The organism is Pseudonocardia alaniniphila (assembly GCF_022524485.1).
Taxonomy (GTDB): domain Bacteria; phylum Actinomycetota; class Actinomycetes; order Mycobacteriales; family Pseudonocardiaceae; genus Pseudonocardia; species Pseudonocardia alaniniphila.
On record NZ_JAKXMK010000003.1, the window covers coordinates 368,992 to 385,320 of the forward strand.

Annotated in this window: 18 protein-coding genes and 1 pseudogene; 7 read left to right on the forward strand and 12 right to left on the reverse strand. The window is 70.1% G+C overall.

All coding sequences use genetic code 11. The annotated features are described in order from the left end of the window. Nucleotides 1-11 precede the first annotated feature (11 nt). The 3 genes from MMF94_RS04500 to MMF94_RS43255 all read left to right on the forward strand — a co-directional run bounded on the left by MMF94_RS04500 (nucleotide 12) and on the right by MMF94_RS43255 (nucleotide 2,842). Nucleotides 12-734 carry an SDR family NAD(P)-dependent oxidoreductase gene (locus MMF94_RS04500; RefSeq protein ID WP_241034953.1) on the forward strand — a complete coding sequence of 241 codons (723 nt, stop codon included), beginning with the start codon at nucleotides 12-14 and terminating at the stop codon, nucleotides 732-734. Further along, nucleotides 731-1,804, forward strand: coding sequence for an S-adenosylmethionine:tRNA ribosyltransferase-isomerase (locus tag MMF94_RS04505; RefSeq protein WP_241034954.1), 1,074 nt, complete (start codon nucleotides 731-733; stop codon nucleotides 1,802-1,804). Before MMF94_RS04500 ends, MMF94_RS04505 begins: the two co-directional genes overlap by 4 nt. A 282-nt stretch (nucleotides 1,805-2,086) precedes the next feature. After that, complete coding sequence (locus tag MMF94_RS43255; protein ID WP_277398645.1) at nucleotides 2,087-2,842, forward strand: transglycosylase SLT domain-containing protein; 756 nt, start codon at nucleotides 2,087-2,089, stop codon at nucleotides 2,840-2,842. 8 nt (nucleotides 2,843-2,850) lie between these two features. Here MMF94_RS43255 and MMF94_RS04515 read toward each other — a convergent pair whose 3' ends face one another. From MMF94_RS04515 to MMF94_RS04545, 7 genes are all read right to left on the reverse strand, one after another. After that, nucleotides 2,851-3,756: a hypothetical protein gene (locus MMF94_RS04515; protein WP_241034955.1), complete on the reverse strand. Its 906-nt coding sequence runs from the start codon at nucleotides 3,754-3,756 to the stop codon at nucleotides 2,851-2,853. Nucleotides 3,757-4,071: 315 nt separating this feature from the next. Further along, nucleotides 4,072-4,299 carry an RNA-binding S4 domain-containing protein gene (locus MMF94_RS04520; RefSeq protein ID WP_241034956.1) on the reverse strand — a complete coding sequence of 76 codons (228 nt, stop codon included), beginning with the start codon at nucleotides 4,297-4,299 and terminating at the stop codon, nucleotides 4,072-4,074. A 42-nt stretch (nucleotides 4,300-4,341) separates the two neighbouring features. Continuing rightward, nucleotides 4,342-5,322: a sensor histidine kinase gene (locus MMF94_RS04525; RefSeq protein WP_241034957.1), complete on the reverse strand. Its 981-nt coding sequence runs from the start codon at nucleotides 5,320-5,322 to the stop codon at nucleotides 4,342-4,344. A gap of 154 nt (nucleotides 5,323-5,476) precedes the next feature. Beyond that, the gene (locus MMF94_RS04530; RefSeq protein ID WP_241034958.1) at nucleotides 5,477-6,484 is read right to left on the reverse strand and encodes a 1-aminocyclopropane-1-carboxylate deaminase; all 1,008 of its coding nucleotides are present in this window, start codon (nucleotides 6,482-6,484) and stop codon (nucleotides 5,477-5,479) included. 27 nt (nucleotides 6,485-6,511) lie between these two features. Next, nucleotides 6,512-7,192, reverse strand: a complete 681-nt coding sequence (locus MMF94_RS04535) for a GntR family transcriptional regulator (protein ID WP_241034959.1) — start codon at nucleotides 7,190-7,192, stop codon at nucleotides 6,512-6,514. A 64-nt stretch (nucleotides 7,193-7,256) separates the two neighbouring features. Further along, nucleotides 7,257-7,622, reverse strand: coding sequence for an antibiotic biosynthesis monooxygenase family protein (locus MMF94_RS04540; protein WP_241034960.1), 366 nt, complete (start codon nucleotides 7,620-7,622; stop codon nucleotides 7,257-7,259). A 200-nt stretch (nucleotides 7,623-7,822) separates the two neighbouring features. Then, nucleotides 7,823-8,476: an FMN-dependent NADH-azoreductase gene (locus MMF94_RS04545; RefSeq protein ID WP_241034961.1), complete on the reverse strand. Its 654-nt coding sequence runs from the start codon at nucleotides 8,474-8,476 to the stop codon at nucleotides 7,823-7,825. Nucleotides 8,477-8,617: 141 nt separating this feature from the next. Between MMF94_RS04545 and MMF94_RS04550 the strand changes: the two genes are divergently transcribed. Continuing rightward, complete coding sequence (locus tag MMF94_RS04550; protein ID WP_241034962.1) at nucleotides 8,618-9,499, forward strand: sigma-70 family RNA polymerase sigma factor; 882 nt, start codon at nucleotides 8,618-8,620, stop codon at nucleotides 9,497-9,499. 6 nt (nucleotides 9,500-9,505) lie between these two features. Here MMF94_RS04550 and MMF94_RS04555 read toward each other — a convergent pair whose 3' ends face one another. Further along, nucleotides 9,506-9,601, reverse strand: a complete 96-nt coding sequence (locus MMF94_RS04555) for a YdeI/OmpD-associated family protein (protein ID WP_241034963.1) — start codon at nucleotides 9,599-9,601, stop codon at nucleotides 9,506-9,508. Nucleotides 9,602-9,664: 63 nt separating this feature from the next. Then, on the reverse strand, nucleotides 9,665-10,090 hold the full coding sequence (locus tag MMF94_RS04560; RefSeq protein WP_241034964.1) for a VOC family protein: 426 nt from the start codon (nucleotides 10,088-10,090) through the stop codon (nucleotides 9,665-9,667). Between the two features lie 116 nt (nucleotides 10,091-10,206). Between MMF94_RS04560 and MMF94_RS04565 the strand changes: the two are divergent. Continuing rightward, a pseudogene (locus tag MMF94_RS04565) lies at nucleotides 10,207-11,153 on the forward strand (helix-turn-helix transcriptional regulator). A gap of 13 nt (nucleotides 11,154-11,166) precedes the next feature. On the opposite strand, the gene MMF94_RS04570 reads toward MMF94_RS04565, so the two are convergent. Together MMF94_RS04570 and MMF94_RS04575 are read right to left on the reverse strand one after the other, a co-directional pair. Then, nucleotides 11,167-11,691: a class I SAM-dependent methyltransferase gene (locus tag MMF94_RS04570; RefSeq protein ID WP_241034965.1), complete on the reverse strand. Its 525-nt coding sequence runs from the start codon at nucleotides 11,689-11,691 to the stop codon at nucleotides 11,167-11,169. A 9-nt stretch (nucleotides 11,692-11,700) separates the two neighbouring features. Beyond that, nucleotides 11,701-12,099, reverse strand: coding sequence for a VOC family protein (locus tag MMF94_RS04575; RefSeq protein ID WP_241034966.1), 399 nt, complete (start codon nucleotides 12,097-12,099; stop codon nucleotides 11,701-11,703). Nucleotides 12,100-12,524: 425 nt separating this feature from the next. Here MMF94_RS04575 and MMF94_RS04580 point away from each other — a divergent pair, with 425 nt between their 5' ends. After that, complete coding sequence (locus MMF94_RS04580; RefSeq protein ID WP_241034967.1) at nucleotides 12,525-14,243, forward strand: ABC transporter ATP-binding protein/permease; 1,719 nt, start codon at nucleotides 12,525-12,527, stop codon at nucleotides 14,241-14,243. Nucleotides 14,244-14,266: 23 nt separating this feature from the next. Here MMF94_RS04580 and MMF94_RS04585 read toward each other — a convergent pair whose 3' ends face one another. Further along, nucleotides 14,267-15,139 (reverse strand): AraC family transcriptional regulator, encoded by an 873-nt coding sequence (locus MMF94_RS04585; protein ID WP_241034968.1) that lies wholly within the window; start codon nucleotides 15,137-15,139, stop codon nucleotides 14,267-14,269. 90 nt (nucleotides 15,140-15,229) lie between these two features. Here MMF94_RS04585 and MMF94_RS04590 point away from each other — a divergent pair, with 90 nt between their 5' ends. Then, nucleotides 15,230-16,309, forward strand: a complete 1,080-nt coding sequence (locus MMF94_RS04590) for an aldo/keto reductase (RefSeq protein ID WP_241034969.1) — start codon at nucleotides 15,230-15,232, stop codon at nucleotides 16,307-16,309. The last annotated feature ends 20 nt before the right edge of the window (nucleotides 16,310-16,329 follow it).

The window sequence follows — 16,329 nt, forward strand, 5'->3', positions numbered from 1 at the left end:
ACCGTAGTCGCATGACCGATATGACCGCCATCGTCACCGGTGCGGGACAGGGTTTCGGCCTCGCCCTCACCGAGTCGCTCGCCGCGCGCGGCGCCACCGTGATCGCCTGTGCACGCGACTCCGCCAGGCTCCATGCCGCCACGGCAGGCCTGCCCGGTGTGATCGCCCTCCCCGGCGACGTCAACGACCCGGAGTTCCGCGCGGAACTGCTGCGCGCGGCGGGACGACTCGACCTGCTCGTACACAACGCCGGTGAGCTCGGCCCCTCCCCGCTGCCCACACTCGAGCGCTATCCGCTCGACGCGCTGCGCGGCGTGTTCGAGACGGGCGTGCTCGCCCCGCTCGCGCTCACCCAGCTCGCGTTGCCGCTGCTGCGCGCATCCCGAGCGGGCACCGTGATCACCCTGAGCTCGGACGCGGCCGTCGAGGCCTATCCCGGGTGGGGCGGTTACGGCGCCGCGAAAGCCGCACTCGACCAGCTCGCGGCCGTGCTCGCCGTGGAGGAACCGGCTCTGCGGGTGTACGCCTTCGACCCCGGCGACATGCGCACCGCCATGCACCAGCGTGCCTTCCCCGGCGAGGACATCTCCGACCGTCCCGAGCCGGCGACGGTCGTCCCGGCCCTGCTGCGGCTGCTCGACCGCAGACCGGAGAGCGGTCGCTACCGCGCCGCGGACCTGTCCGACGCCGACCGCCCCGCCACCACCGAGACGACGGCCGGGAGCCCGGCGTGAGCGCCGCGACGACCTTCACCGTGCCGCCTGAGCTCTCGGCCACCGAGCCGCCGGAGGCGCGCGGGGTGGCTCGCGACGGTGTGCGCCTGCTGGTGGCCCGCGACCGTGGACCGCTGCAGCACACGACGTTCCGCGGTCTCCCGCGCGCGTTGCGCCGGGGCGATCTCCTCGTGGTCAACACCTCCGACACCGAGCCCGCCGCCGTCGACGGACACCGTGGCGACGACTCGCCCGTCACGCTCCACATCTCCGGCCCGGCACCCGACAACCTGTTCGTCGTCGAGCTCCGGACCCCGGACGGGCGGCGGGTCACCGACGCACGGGCCGGCGAGTCGGTACGGCTCCCCCGGGGTGTGGTGGCCTCGCTGCTGACCGCTCACCCCGACCCTCGGGTCATCGAGGGAAGCCGGCTCTGGCGCGCACGGATCCCCGTGGCGGGCGGCCTGCGGCCGTGGCTGACGGACGTGGGCCGCCCGATCCGGTACTCCTACCTGCGCGGTGACTGGCCCATCGACACGTACCGCACGGTCTTCGCGAAGCCCGGGCCGGAGTTCGCCAGCGCCGAGATGCCCAGCGCAGGTCGCCCGTTCACCCCGGCCGTGCTGGCGGACCTGCACAGCCGTGGGATCGGGGTCGCCGAGATCGTGTTGCACACCGGTGTCTCGTCGCTCGAAGCCGGTGAGGTGCCATTGCCCGAGCGTTACCAGGTGCCCACCGACACGGCCGACGCCGTCAACGCGACCAAGGAAGCGGGCGGACGTGTGGTCGCGGTCGGCACCACCGTCACGCGCGCGCTGGAGACGGTGGCCGACCCCGCGGGCCACGTCCGTGCCGGTGCCGGATGGACCCACCTCGTGCTGGGACCCGACCGCTCAGCGCGCACCGTGGACGGCCTCGTCACGGGCTGGCACGAGCCGACGGCCTCTCACCTGCTGCTCCTCGAGGCCGTCGCCGGCCCGCGCCTCGTCGGCCGGGCATATTCGGCGGCGGTCGACCGGGGCTATCTGTGGCACGAGTTCGGCGACTCATGTCTCCTTCTCACCTCGAGGACCGCTTATCGCCCCGTGTGAGTGAAAAACGATCAACGCATTTATTCGCGCGTGTCGTCCCTGCGAGCCGAACGGCAGTCGGGCTGCGGTGGCCGGGCGTTCGTGGCCTTGCCCACGATGAGGAGCCGCCAATACAGTCACGCCAGCGTTACGATCCGATCATGAGCGCACAGAGCCGGGACTCCCCACCCGGCTCACCGGACCCCCGACCGGGCTGCTCGTCGTGAGGGTCGCTCCCCCGCGCTGAAAGGGCAGTCGTTGGCAGGACACCGCTCCCCCCGTGGTCGTCGCGCGCTCTGGTCAGTGGATCCCGTATCCGCCCGCCACAAGGCCGCATCCGCACCAGCACCAACGGGCCCGGTAATCCGCACCACCGTCCTCGCCACGGCCGCCGCGGTCGGCGCGGTCACCACCGGCACCCTCACCGCACTCATCCCCAGCCCCGGTGACACCGCCACCACCGCTGCAGCCGACGAGTTCACCACCACGTCGCTCGCGTCGGACAGCTCGCCGCTCAAGTCCAACCGCGTCGCCGCCCTGATCCCCGTGAGCTTCGCGGTCGACACCTCCGACGACGCCTCCGACGACTCTGCCGACGAGCACCTGGCCATGCTCGACAAGGCCACCACGCTGGCCGCGCAGCTCGCAGAGCTGCACGCCAAGCAGGCCCGCGAGCAGGCCGAGAACGACCGGATCTCGGCCCTGATCGAGCGCGGCGGCCTCGACGGCTGGATCGCCGAGGCCCTGAAGATCATGGATATGCCGCAGTCCTACGCCCCCAGCCTCAAGAAGATCATCATGGCCGAGTCCGGCGGCAACCCGCGCGCGATCAACACCTGGGACAGCAACGCTCGCCGGGGCACCCCGTCGCAGGGCCTGATGCAGACCATCCCGTCCACGTTCCGGGCGTACGTGCACCCCTCGCTGCGCGGCAGGTCCATCACCGACCCGGTCGCCAACATCACGGCGGGCGTGCGGTACATGATCGCGCAGTACGGCATCTCCACCCTCAAGGCCGGTGGACGCAGCAACAGCTCCGGCGACTACGTCGGCTACTGACCACACGATCACCGCGTCGGCGCGCCCTTCTTCGCCCGGAGCATGCGCCGCACCGCGGCCGTGACGCGGTCGATGCCCGACTCCTGCAGCACGAGCTGCTGATCGAGCCGCTCGTCGTCGCGAATCCCGACCACGATGGCGCTGCGGTCGCCGCTCGACACCACGATCTCGAACTCGCGCGTCATCGTGCGGTGCAGCGGCACCGCGATCGACGAGCTGTACACGAGCTCCAGTCCCAGCTCGGCCCGCTCCCGCGTCCTCGTCAAGACGCCCACGACGTCGGTGTAGTGGAACTCGTAGGTCTCCTCGTCCTTGCGACTCCCACTGGCGAAGTCGAGCACGCACTTGTAGATCCCGAGGTGGTGCCCGGTCGGGCAGATGACCATGACGTCGTAGAGGGTGAACCTCCAGACGCGGTCCGCCCCGCTGCGACCGCGCGCCCGGTTGGACGGCCCGAACACCACGAGCGGCCCACGACCCTGGTCGGCGAGCCGGGGCCGCCTGCGAGCCTCGGCGGGCGGATCGACCTCGTCGCTGTGCAGCTCCAGATCGTTCCTCGTCAGACCCAGGCGGCGCATGGCCCGTTCGGCGGCCGCATGGAGGTCCTCCTTGAGAGTGTCGTCCATCTCCTGGTCCGACGGCTTCGGCTCGGCCGCGGCGAGACGGCGCCGGTAGTCCGCCATCCCGCTGAGCCCCTGCAACGCCAGCACCAGCGCCAGCATCGCCACCAGGATCGCGAGTACCTGGATCCCCACCAGCAGCAGTGAGCCCGCGACCACGACGGACACCACGGCGGCCTGCTGCTGGTGCCGTGCGCGGGTCCGATCGTGCTCATCGGGCGTGATCTGGAAGTACCTCTTGACGGCCTTCTTGCGCTCGTCGCTGCCCGGCCTGCGTCCCACGGGTGCGGTCATCGTCCCGCCCCCTCGTCCGCGATCCCGGCCTGAGCCTCGACGTCACGAACAGCGTGATGCTGCACGGCTCCTCCCCCCTTAGTGGCGCCTTTGCCCTTCAGGTGCGGGGGTAGCTCGCCGGAGGTAGCGCAGTCGTTGCCGGTCACCCCGGCGTGGTGCGCATATGCACACCTTCGGATGAACTACACGGCCGTATGGCACAGCGCATCGTCACCGTGATCACCCGAACGGCGGAGCGTTCACTCGGCCAAGGGAAGGAGAACCGGAGCAATCCGCTCTACGGACGGACGCGGCCGGCCGACAGGGCAGACAGCCTCACGCAGACGCCACCCGCGCCCGCTGCTCGCCGACCGCGACGACGTCCCCGGCCCGCAGCTGCGCTCCTCGCCGGGTCTCGACCCGCCCGTTGACCTGTACCTCCTCGGCCTCGAGCAGCGCCTTGGCATGGACGCCGTGCTCGGCGAGGCCGGCGAGCTTCAGGAACTGACCCAGCCGGATGGGGTCCTCCGCGATCGGGACGTCGAGGATCGGTGGTCTCGGCACGCGCCCATCATCGCGCGGAGGCTCGCTCCACGCGTTCGGGCCTCAGCGCCAGTGGCGCACCCGTCGAACCCGGAGCCGGAACCACGCCCTGACCGTGGTGCCGCCGGCCGTGCTGCTGATCCGGACGAGATCCGCGAGCTGGTTCACGACATACAGGCCCCGCCCGCGGTACTGCAGGAGGCCGGGTCTGCGCCTGCCGGCAAGGGGGTCGAGCAGCTGACCCGAATCCTGGACCTCGACGAGGAAATGCCCGTTCTCGGTCCAGGTGCGCAGCAGGCCCGTGCCACCACCGTGCTCGATGCTGTTGGTGAGCAGCTCGTTGGCCACCATCTCGACGTCGGCGACCCGTTCCTCGTCGAGCCCCGCGCTTCGCGCCTCCGCCATCGCGATCTGCCGGCCCCCGCCAAGCAGGTGCGCGTTGACCAGCAGCGGCCGGTCCTGCGGCGGTTGCGGCAGCGGGCGGTTGACGTCGGCGAGCACCCGCTCGATCGAATAGCCGGTGCTCGCCCGGAGCGCACCGCCGTCGACCACCACCGGGTGCGTGGCTTCGACATCGGCCAGCACCTCCGGGGTGCGGCCCGCGGTGTCGTACAGGCACAGGATCGTGGCCGGGCTATCGGCGAAGGCGAGGTTGATCAGGGCCTCGTGCTGCAAGCAGGCGGGGTACTCCTCCGCACTGCGGCCGGACCAGATCGGCTCGCTGACGATCCGGACACGGGTGGCGCCGACGTGCTCGTCGGCGAAGGCGAGCAGCACGTCCGGAAGGATGCGGGCCGGGTTCCGCCCGACCTCGGCCATGTTCACGAACCGCACGCGTTGGGCGGCCGCCCCGAGCTCGACGCGCAGGGGCTCCAACCGGGACGCGGGCACGGCCACCGCCACCGGCTCGTCGAGGGCCAGACCATCGTGGACGAACGGAACCGTGCCGGCCAGGAACTCGTCCAACCCGCTGTAGTACAGCGCGGGGTGCTCGAACTGCTCATCCTGCGACGGCACCGGTTCGATCGCGTAAGTCGCACTCACGGTGCCCGCCCTCCAGATGTCCGCCCTTTTCGGGTGCCTCCCGACCGCGGGCACCCGAAGGACCCGTCAGCCCCATGCATCGGGTCCCGGACATTCTTACAACGGGTCGACCTTCAGGCCGAGCGGGATCGTTCGACATACCCATACGCGTCGCTCAGGGAAAGACGCCGCTGTACGCGTTGATCGCGGGCTGACCGCCGAGATGGGCATACAGGACCGTGGAATCGGCCGGAATAGTGCCGGTGCGGACGAGGTCGATGAGCCCGGCCATCGACTTCCCCTCGTACACCGGATCGATGATCATCCCTTCGAGGCCGCCGGTGAGGCGGATCGCGTCGACCGTGGACTGCACAGGGATTCCGTACTCGTCGCCGGCCCAGCCTTCGAGCACGATGATCTCGTCGTCGCCGAGCTCTCGGCGCAGGCCGATGAGATCGGCGGTGGCGCGAGCGATCTTCTCCACCTGGGCACGGGTCTCCGCGAGCTTCGCCGACGCGTCGATTCCGAGGACGCGGCGGGGCCGGTCCTGTCCCGCGAACCCGGCGATCATGCCCGCCTGGGTGCTACCGGTCACGCTGCAGACGACGATCGTGTCGAAGAAGATCCCGAGCTCGCGCTCCTGCTCCTGCACCTCACGGGCCCAGTTGGCGAAGCCGAGGCCCCCCAGCGGGTGGTCGGATGCTCCGGCGGGGATCGCGTAGGGCGTGCCGCCTGCCGCCCGGACGTCGTCGAGAGCCTCGTGCCAGCTGTCCTTGAAGCCGATGCCGAACCCGGCACGGACGAGGCGCACGTCGGCACCCATGATGCGCGACAGCAGGATGTTGCCGACCTTGTCGTTCACCGCGTCGGGCCAGTCCACCCAGCTCTCCTGGACGAGCACGGCCTTCAGCCCGAGCTTGGCGGCGACCGCAGCCACCTGCCGGGTGTGGTTGCTCTGCACCCCGCCGATGCTCACCAGGGTGTCCGCGCCCTGGGCGAGGGCATCGGGCACGAGGTACTCCAGCTTCCGGGTCTTGTTGCCGCCGTAGGCCAGGCCGCTGTTGCAGTCCTCCCGCTTGGCCCAGATGCGGGCGCCCCCGAGATGGTCGCTGAGCCGTTCGAGCGGGTGGACAGGGCTCGGGCCGAACAGCAGGGGGTGACGCTCGAAGTCGTCGATGGACATAGCTGGCTCCTTAGCTGGGTGCTCGGGTTACGGCGAGGACGAGCCGTCGAGAGGCGGGGTGTCGAGCAGGGGCGCGAGCGTCTGCCAGTTGGCCCGGGTGGCGGCCGCCGCCGCGTCGACGTCGCCCGCTTCGCAGAGCGCGATGATCCGCTCGTGCTGCGCGACGGAACCCCGGCCGCTCAACGAGGAGAAGCGCAGGCGTTCCACCCGGCGCAGCACCGGCGTGAACTGCTCGAGCACGCTCCGGACCGCGTCATTGGCGCACGCGGTGACGGGGACGTCGTGGAATTCGTCGTCGGCCGCGACCGCTGCCTCGACATCGCCCTGTCGCAACGCGTCGGCGAAGCGGGCGTTCGCCGCGCGCATGGCGTCCAGCTCGGCGGCGGACAGGTTCGGTAGCGCCTCACGGACGGCGAGCTCGTGCATGGCCGCCGTCACCGACTGGGCGTTGCGGACTGCACGCACGTCCAGCGGGCTGACGATCGTGTAGCGCCCCGGCTTCGTGCGCACCAGACCGGCGTGCTCCAGCCGGGCCAGCGCTTCGCGCACGGGCGTGCGGCTCACGCCCAGCCACTCCACCAGGTCGGCGTCATTGAGCCGCTCGCCCGGGGCGAGAGTGCCGTCGACGATGGCGTCGCGGATCGCCCGGTACGCATCCTCACGCAGGAGTGATCGAGGGACGAGACCACGATGCGACGGAACCGGCATGCAAAATATTGCATGCTGCTCGTCGCGCTGTGTCAAGTCCGCCCGACGAACGCCGCCGGACGGCTCAGGCCAGCTGGTCGTCGAAGTGCTCCACCAACGGATCCTGCACGAAATACGGCATGAGCCGCGCGGCGAACGCCATGTAGCGCACCGTATCCACGAAATTCTTCACGCTCGACTCGACGGAATCCCATTCAACGATGGCCACGAAACGCGAAGGGTCCTCGACACCACGGACCAATTTCACCGACCGGCAGCCGACCGACACGAGGAGCAGACCACACACTTCACCGAAAGCGGAGGAAAACGCCTCTTCGGCTCCCAGCCGGACGTCCATCGTGACGATCTCGGTGATCATGTTCCCCCCGTCGTCGGCTTCAGGGAATCGTGGCTCCGCCGGCCCGGCGCTCCACCCGCCGTCGACGAGCACGATCCGGTCACAGCGGACGACGGCGGCCCCGCCGGAAGGCGATCTCGTCAAGCCGACAATAACGAATCATCGCTGCGCAGCCGGTCCCCGGCGACCGAACTCACTGCGATTTGCGGATAAAGATCGCCGCGAGATCGGGTTATGCGCCCTCGCGGGGGCGGAAATCCGGATCTCGGGGCGATCATCGGGGATGCGCCGGATCAGGCTGCCGTGCGTAGCCGCCTCGCGATGCTGATCGCGTGGTCGCTTGCGGCAGCGTGAGCGTCGGCAATCCGTTGGCGGGCGAGACCTCTCAGGTGCGTCATTGCGGGGTTCGCGTCGGCGACGGTGAGCTCCGCCGCCGTGATCGCGAGGTCGAGGCCCCAGACGTCGGCGAGGATGTGCGAAAGGTACGGGGTGACGTGATCCCACCCCTCGCGATCGCTCCCCGGGCCGTAACCACCCCCCCGGGCCTCCACCAGCACGGCCGGACGGCCCGGCAGGAGCGGGCGGTTGACATCGTCGGCCCGCGGGTCGGTGATGATCAGGTCGATCCAGTGCTTGACCTGCTGCGGAACGCCGAAGTTGTACATGGGCACCGCGAAGATGTAGGCGTCCGACTCGAGGAGTTCGTCGACGAGCCGCGCGGCGAGCGCGCCGGCCGAGCGTTGTTCGTCCGTGCGGGCGTCCTCGGGCGTTATGCGGCCCGCCACCGCCGCGGGCCAGACCGACGGCAGCGGATGACGCCCCAGGTCACGCCGGATGAACGCGGCGGCCGGGTAGGCCCGGCTCCACTCCTTCTGCACGACGTCGGCGAGCGCGCGGCTCACCGACCCGTCTACGTGCAGGCTGGAATCCAGTCTGAAGAATTTCATCGCCTCGTCCTTCGTGATGATCAGTGGAACGAGAACGAGAACGACCCGTCTGTAGACTCACGCATCGTCTCCTGTCCCGTTGCACTCCTCCTGGTCCGGTTCGTCACCTCCTTGACGGATGCCGAACGGGAAAGGTGACCGATGCACGTTCACGAGGGGTTGGCGGTGCAGTTCGAGGCCCAGCGCGATCACCTGCGCGCTGTCGCCTACCGGATGCTCGGCTCGCTGGACGAGGCGGACGACGCCGTACAACTCGCGTGGCTGCGGGCCGATCGAGCCGACCGCGGCGAGATCGAGAACCTGTCAGCCTGGCTGACCACGGTGGTGGCCCGGGTGTGCCTCGACATGTTGCGCAACCGCCGCACCCGTGCCGAGCAGCCCCTGACGAATGCGACCGACGCGCTCGTGGAGCAGCGGGGCGGCACGGAGCCCGAGCACGAGGCCGTGCTGGCCGAGTCGGTCGGCCTCGCCCTCCTGGTCGTCCTGCAGCGGCTCACGCCGGCCGAACGAGTCGCGTTCGTCCTCCATGACATGTTCGCCGTGCCCTTCGACGAGATCGCGACCGTGGTGGGGCGATCCACGGTGGCGAGCAAGAAGCTCGCCAGCCGTGCCCGCAGCCGGGTCCGCGGGGTGGCGGCGATCGACGAGGTCGATCTCGCCCGGCACCATGCCGTCGTCGAGGCGTTCCTCATCGCCTCCCGTGGCGGAGACCTGAACACGCTGGTCACGCTGCTGGCGCCGGATGTCGTCCGGCGAGCCGACCGCTTCGCTGTGCCGGCCGCCACCGCCACCGACGTCCACGGCGCCCGTGCCGTCTCCGAGGAGACCCGGATGTTCGCCCACCGGGCCCGGTCCGCTGAGGTGGCGCTCGTGAACGGGACGCCGGGGATCGTCGTCGCGCCGGGCGGGCGACTCGTCGTGGTGCTGCGCGTGACCATCGAGCACGACCGGATCACCGAGATCGAGGTGATCGGCGACCCCCGCCGTCTCGGCACGCTCGACCTGGGCACCGGACGGAACTGATCGTCGTCACGGCCGTAGGTTGCGGGCACCGCACTCGACAGTCCGTGCGATGCGGCGCTGCCTCGTCTCCGGTCGCTCGGCCCTGGCGATCCACTCCAGCACGGCCCGCTCGCAGCCACGCCCGCCACTGCGCGCGGTCCGGCGCGTGGAACGTGCGCACGGCGGTCACCCGGTGGTCCTGGCGGCGAGCACCTCGAGGTAGTGCGGGTTGTGCATGACGCCCAGGACGTTGCCGAACGGGTCGACCACCGAGGCGGTGACGAAGCCGGACCCGTCCCCGTGGTGGGTGATCGGCTGGTACTCGGTGGCGCCCATCGCGAGCAGCTTCTCGACGGTGCCCGCGAGGTCGTCGACGTGCCAGTGCATCACCGCGCCGCCCGGGGCGTTGCCTGCGCCGGCGGGGGCGTACCTGCGGTCGATGAAGCCGAGCTCGTCCGCGTCGTCGCCGATGCGGAACTCCAGGTAGGCCGGCGGGGCGGGCACGGCCGGGTAGGCGTAGTACGGCTCGACACCGAGCAGCTCGGTGTACCAGTCCCTCGCCGCGGCCAGGTCGTCCGCGTAGAAGCTGATGGTGGCGAATCCTCGGAACATCGGTGCTCCCTGGAGGTCGAGGTGGTGCCGGGTGGTGTCTCCACCGCGGTGAACGCCGTCATCATGCGGGGGTGAAGTGCTCATCTCATGAGCACTTTTCCTGAGACGATTGCGTCATGCGCGCGGACCGGCTGGTGGCCACCCTCCTGCTCATGCAGGCACGTGGCCGGGTGACCGCGGCCGAGGTGGCGTCGGAGCTCGAGGTGTCGGTCGCCACCGCGCGCCGCGACCTCGAGGCGCTGTCCGCAGCAGGCGTCCCCGTCTACCCGCAGCCCGGACGCGGCGGCGGGTGGTCGCTCGTCGGCGGCGCCCGCACCGACCTCACCGGCCTCACCTCCACCGAGGCGAGGGCCCTGTTCCTGCTCGCGGGCCCAGCGGCGTCCGTCGCGCCGCCGGTCCGGTCGGCGTTGCGCAAGCTCGTCCGGGCGCTGCCCGACACGTTCCGGGCAGACGCGGAGGCCGCGGCCGATGCCGTCGTGGTCGACTCGACGGGGTGGGGCGACCACACCGCGCACGCCCCGCGTTGGTCGACACGCTCCAGGACGCCGTCGTCCGCCGCCGCAAGATCTCCCTGGAGTACGAGAACCGCGCCCACCAGCGGACGCGCCGCGTCGTCGATCCGTGGGGCCTGGTCGACAAGGACGACGTCTGGTACCTCGTCGCCGGCACCGAGAAGGGACAGCGGACGTTCCGCGTCGACCGGATCGGCGAGATGACCGTGACCGACGTGGTCGCCGAGCGCCCCGCCCACTTCGATCTGTCGCGCGAGTGGGAACGGGTGGTCGACGAGGTCGAGCAGCGCCGTTCACTCCTCTCGGCGACTCTGCTCATCTCCGCACGCCTGGTGCCGGTCCTGCGCGACCGCTTCGGCCGGCACTGCGAGCCTCTGGAGACCCGCGACGACGGGCGCGTCCGTGTCCGCGTCGCGGCGCCGATGGCCGTGTCGATCGCACAGGAGCTCGCCGGGTGGGGCGCCATCGTCGAGGTCCTCGAACCCGACTCCGTCAAGGCCGAGCTCGCCCGCCTCGGCTCCGAACTCGTAGAGCGTTACGCGCAGCGGTGACGGCCAGGAGCGATCACCGCGGAGTTCGGCCGGAGATCGACAGCCCCTCGTCCGAGGTGCGCACGGCCACGTCGACGAATCCGTGCTCCCGCATGGTCGCCTCGATCGGATCGCACAGCCGCTCGGACGCTCGGGGGCCGCCGGAGCCGTAACAGAGGTGCAGGGCCCCGCCGGGGCGCAGCGCCGCCCGCAGGATCGCCAGCTCGCGGGTGGGCACCCTGGTCCAGAACAGGTTGACGTCGATCGAGAACGCCGAGTCCAGACCGGCGGCGGGTACGTCCAGCTCCTCCAGAGACAGCGTGCGGACGCGCAGCCGTCCGGCCTCGACGTGCGCGGCGTTGCGCTCGGCCGTGCGCCGCGTGGCGACGGCGGAGCGGTCGACGGCCAGCAGCGTGCCCGTCGTCAGCCGGTCGCACACCAGCCCCGCCGCGATCCCCGGTCCCGGCCCGATCTCGAGGATGTGTTCGGCGGGCCCCGGGTCGAGCACCTCCAGCGCCCAGCGCACCCGACCCGGCACGACCGCCTTCGACGGGCTCACTCGCGCGCCCTACTGCTGAGCCGTGTCCTGGACGATCTCCATGCCGTTGCCGTCCTGGTCGCGGAACGCGAACATCGGCGGGACGCCCGGCCAGTTCAGGAGTTCGTCGACGTCCACACCGGCGGCGGTCAGCTCCCTGTGCAGAGCGGCCGCATCCGGGGTGGTGAACCGGACGCCGCACTCGCCACCGCTGGGCAGTCCGTCGTGCGCCTGGACGAGTGCGATCGACACCGCCCCACCTGCCGGCGCGACCTCGATCCAACGGGAGCCGAGCGGCGGAAGCGGCATGTCCATGCGCTTCTCGAAGCCGAGGGTGCCGACGTAGAAACCGATGGCCTTGTCCTGGTCGGTGACCGGGACACCGATCGTGTGGATGCCGGTGATGCGGCCGGGCGGCTGCTCGCTCATGGGGGCTGTCCTGTTCGGTCGGGTCGCACTCGTGCAGGGTCAGCATGTAGACCACGGCTGCGGCCCGGAGTCATCGCTGCTCGCGAAGTTTCTCGGTTCGACGCCATTCCGCGATGTCGAGGCGCACGAATCCGGGCCCTGTGAAACGAATACATGTACCACCGCCGCCGCGTCCCGAGCAGCGCGAATGGTCGAAAAGTTCGATCAGTAGCCACACAGGAGACGCCGGGTCGTCCAGCCGGCCAAATCTCCCGATGCAATTCGAGTGGAACTCATCACGGTCCCCGGCCGATGCGTGCGCCGCCCGCGTAGGGTCGGTTTACCGGGAGGCCGGTGTGGGCGATGGGTTGAACTGGTCGACCGAATGGTCTACCAGCATCATGTGGATCGTCGGAGTCTTCGCGGCCACGGCAATCGGTTGCGCCGTGATCGCTGCAGTCGTCACCCGTATCACGGTGTGGGGCCGGCAGTTCCGGCGTCTTGCCTTTCCCTACTTCTCGCCGCGAGGCGAGGCCGGGTGGCGCCCACTGCTCAGCGTGCTTCTCCTGTTGCTGCTGACCATCACCTCGGTGCGTCTCAACGTTCTGCTCTCGTACCAGTCGAACGGCATGTACACGGCCCTGCAGCAACTCGACGCCGGGGCTTTCGCCCGGTTTCTGGGGATCTTCGCCATCCTCGCCACGATCTACGTCGTGCAGGTGCTGCTCAGCTACTTCATCCAACAACTGATCGTCATCCGCTGGCGGGTGTGGCTCAACGACCACATCATCGGCGACTGGCTCGGCGATCGGGCATATCACCGCGGCCGGTTCACCCGCTCCGCTGTGGACAACCCGGACCAGCGCATTCAGGAGGACGTCGCATCGTTCCCCGACGACTCCGCGACGCTCGCCGTCGGTGCGGTCGGGGCGCTGGTGTCGCTGGTGTCGTTCACGATCATCCTCTGGCAGCTCTCCGGGCCGTTGACGCTCTTCGGCACCGAGATCCCCCGGGCGATGACGTTCATCGCGTACGTCTACGTGATCATCGCCTCGGTGATCGCGTTCCGGGTCGGGCGCCCGCTGATCCGGCTGAGCTTCCTCAACGAGGGGTTCAACGCGTCGTTCCGCTACGCACTGGTGCGCGTTCGGGACAATTCGGAGAACGTCGCCTTCCACCGTGGCGAGGAGGTAGAGGGCAACACCCTGTCGTCACGCTTCCGCCCCGTGATCGACAACATGTGGGCGATCGTGCTGCGGACCGTGAAGTTCCAGGGCTTCAACCTGGCCATCAGCCAGGCGGCCGAGGTGGCCCCTGTGCTCATCCAGGCCCCGCGCTACTTCGCCGGACAGGTGACGCTCGGCGACGTCCAGCAGACCGCCACCGCATTCGGACAGGTGCACGACTCCCTGTCGTTCTTCCGCAACGCATACGACCAGTTCGCGAGCTACCGCGCCGTCCTCGACCGCCTGACCGGCCTGCTCGACGCCGACGCCGAGGCCCGTGCGCTGCCGTCGGTGTGGATCGAGGACGGCGACGGCCTGGAAGTGCACGACCTGACCGTGCGGCTGCCCGACGACCGGATCCTGGTCGACTCGCTCGATCTCACGTTGACCACGGGCGCCGCGCTGCTGGTCACCGGAGCGTCCGGCAGCGGGAAGACCACCCTGCTGCGCAGCATGGCCGACCTGTGGCCCTACGCCACCGGCGCCGTACGCCGCCCGCTCGGCGACGGCGCCCTGTTCCTGTCCCAGCAGCCGTACGTGCCACTCGGCGGGCTGCGCACCGCCATGGCCTACCCGCAGCCGGCGGATCGGATCGACGACGAGCAGGCAGTCCGGGTGCTACGTCAGGTGCAGCTCCCCCATCTCATCGAGCGGATCGACGACGAGGTCGACTGGGCCCGGGAGCTCTCTCCCGGCGAGCAGCAGCGACTCGGGTTCGCCCGCATCCTGATCATGCGCCCCCGCGTGGCGTTCCTCGACGAGGCCACGTCGGCCCTCGACGAGGGTCTCGAACACACCCTCTACACCCTGCTGCGCGACGAGCTGCCCGACTGCGTCCTCGTCAGCGTCGGGCACCGGAACACGCTCGGCAAGTTCCACAGCGAGCGCCTGGAGCTGCTCGGCGACGGCCGCTGGCAGGTCACCGCGCTGCACCCGTAGCGGCGCCGGTGCGTCTCCCGCGTTCAGACTCCCACCGGGTGGGTCTGCGGCATGCCCTGGAGGCGGGCCGCGTCGGCACCAGGGGGCGCGCCGAACATCCGGCGGTACTCCCGGCTGAACTGCGACGGGCTCCCGTAGCCCACGGCGTACCCGACACCGGCGACGTCGTGCGGCTCGGCGATCAGCCGTGCTCGTGCCTCCTGCAGCCTGATCTGCTTCTGGTACTGGATCGGCGTCATCGTGGTGACCGCGCGGAAATGGCGGTGGAACGACGTGACGCTCATCCCGGCGACGCGGGAGGCGTCCTCGACCCGGAACGGGTCGGCGTAGTTCTGCCGGATCCAGCGGATCGCCCGGCTGATCTGTGCCAGGCGGCTGTCCGCCAGACCGATCTGCCGGACCATCGCGCCTTGATCGCCGGTGATCAGCCGCCAGACGATCTCGCGCTCGATCGCAGCGCCCAGCACCGGAATGTCGGCCGGGCGGTCCAGCAGCCGGATCAGCCGGACGACAGGATCGAGCAGCTCCTCCGAGGCCGCGCTGACCGCGATGCCCGGCGTGTCGGCCGGGCCGCGATCACCGGCCGTCTCCAACAGCAGACCGGCGATCAGGGCCGGCTCCAGCCGCAGTCCGAGCGCCACGTACGGCGCTTCACTGACGTGGGCGGTCACCGGCAGCTCGACCGACACCACGAGGAATTCGCCCGCTTCGTAGTCGTAGACGGTGTCGCCGCAGATCGCCCGCTTCGCACCTTGCGCGATGAAGGCGAAGACCGGGTCGGTGACGGCAGGCATGGGCTCGGTCACCGTCTCCGACGCCTTCACCACCACCGACGGCAGCACCGTCTGGTCGACGTGCCGGTGCAGCAGCCGCTGCAGCTCGGGGAGAAGGCCCATGCGCCCGATGCTTCCAAGATTGGCAGGATCAGGCAAGAGATTGGAAGCATCGGCCTACCTCGTGCGGCCCGCGCGGACTGTACTTGGGTCATGCCTCTCGACTCTTATGTCTCCCTCGGCCGGTCCGGTCTGCGGGTCAGCCCGTTCACGCTCGGCGCCATGACGTTCGGGGAGGACAACGGCTGGGGCTGCACGCCCGAGGAAGCCGACTCGATGATGAGCGAGTACCTCGGCCGCGGCGGCAACTTCATCGACACCGCGAACATCTACACCAACGGCCACTCCGAGAAGATCGTCGGCGACTTCTTCGCCGCCCGGCCAGGGCAGCGCGACCGGGTGGTGATCGGCACCAAGTTCTTCGGCAACCTCTGGCCTGGCGACCCCAACGGCGGCGGCGCCGGCCGCAAGGCGATCGTCCAGCAGGCCGAGGAGTCGTTGCGGCGCCTGCGGATGGACTACATCGACATCTACTGGCTGCACAACTGGGACCGCACCGCGCCGATCGAGGAGACCATGCGCGCCCTCGACGACCTGGTCACCGCCGGGAAGATCCGCTACATCGGGCTCTCGGACCTGCCGGCGTGGAAGGTCACCGAGGCCCAGATGATCGCCGGCTTCCGCGGCTGGAACCCGGCGATCGCCCTGCAGGTCGAGTACTCGCTGCTCGCCCGAACCGTCGAGGGTGAGTACATCGCGATGGCGCAGCAGTTGGGCCTGGGCGTGATGCCGTGGAGCCCGCTGCGCAACGGCTTCCTCTCCGGAAAGTTCTCCCGCAGGCGCACCGGCGCCGTCGACGCCCTGCGCACCACCCTGGTCGGCGAACCGGTGGAAGCGGACTACGACGTCATCGACGTCCTGGAGACGGTCGCGGCCGAGGCCGGTGTCTCACCGGCCGCCGCGGCGCTGTCCTGGGTCCACAACCGACCCGGCGTCACGTCGACACTGATCGGTGCGCGCCGGATGGACCAGCTGACGGCCAACCTCGACGCCGTCGACGTACGCCTGACCGAAGCCCAGACCGAGGCCCTCGACAAGGTGTCGACGCCGAGGCTGAACTTCCCCGCAGACTACGCGAAGCTCGCGCTCGATCTCGCCTTCGCCGGAACGACGGTGGACGGTGTTGCCTCCGAGACGAGTCACCTGCTCAAGCAGAGCGCGGTCCGCTACTGAGCCGCCCGGGCTGCCTCCGG

Bases quoted from the DNA above. Each gene is read 5' to 3' on its own strand.
- MMF94_RS04500 (WP_241034953.1), top strand. From the start codon at position 12: ATGACCGATATGACCGCCATCGTCACCGGTGCGGGACAGGGTTTCGGC.
- MMF94_RS04515 (WP_241034955.1), bottom strand. From the start codon at position 3,756: ATGACCGCACCCGTGGGACGCAGGCCGGGCAGCGACGAGCGCAAGAAG.
- MMF94_RS04530 (WP_241034958.1), bottom strand. From the start codon at position 6,484: ATGTCCATCGACGACTTCGAGCGTCACCCCCTGCTGTTCGGCCCGAGC.
- MMF94_RS04535 (WP_241034959.1), bottom strand. From the start codon at position 7,192: ATGCCGGTTCCGTCGCATCGTGGTCTCGTCCCTCGATCACTCCTGCGT.
- MMF94_RS04545 (WP_241034961.1), bottom strand. From the start codon at position 8,476: ATGAAATTCTTCAGACTGGATTCCAGCCTGCACGTAGACGGGTCGGTG.
- MMF94_RS04550 (WP_241034962.1), top strand. From the start codon at position 8,618: ATGCACGTTCACGAGGGGTTGGCGGTGCAGTTCGAGGCCCAGCGCGAT.
- MMF94_RS04560 (WP_241034964.1), bottom strand. From the start codon at position 10,090: ATGTTCCGAGGATTCGCCACCATCAGCTTCTACGCGGACGACCTGGCC.
- MMF94_RS04575 (WP_241034966.1), bottom strand. From the start codon at position 12,099: ATGAGCGAGCAGCCGCCCGGCCGCATCACCGGCATCCACACGATCGGT.
- MMF94_RS04585 (WP_241034968.1), bottom strand. From the start codon at position 15,139: ATGGGCCTTCTCCCCGAGCTGCAGCGGCTGCTGCACCGGCACGTCGAC.
- MMF94_RS04590 (WP_241034969.1), top strand. From the start codon at position 15,230: ATGCCTCTCGACTCTTATGTCTCCCTCGGCCGGTCCGGTCTGCGGGTC.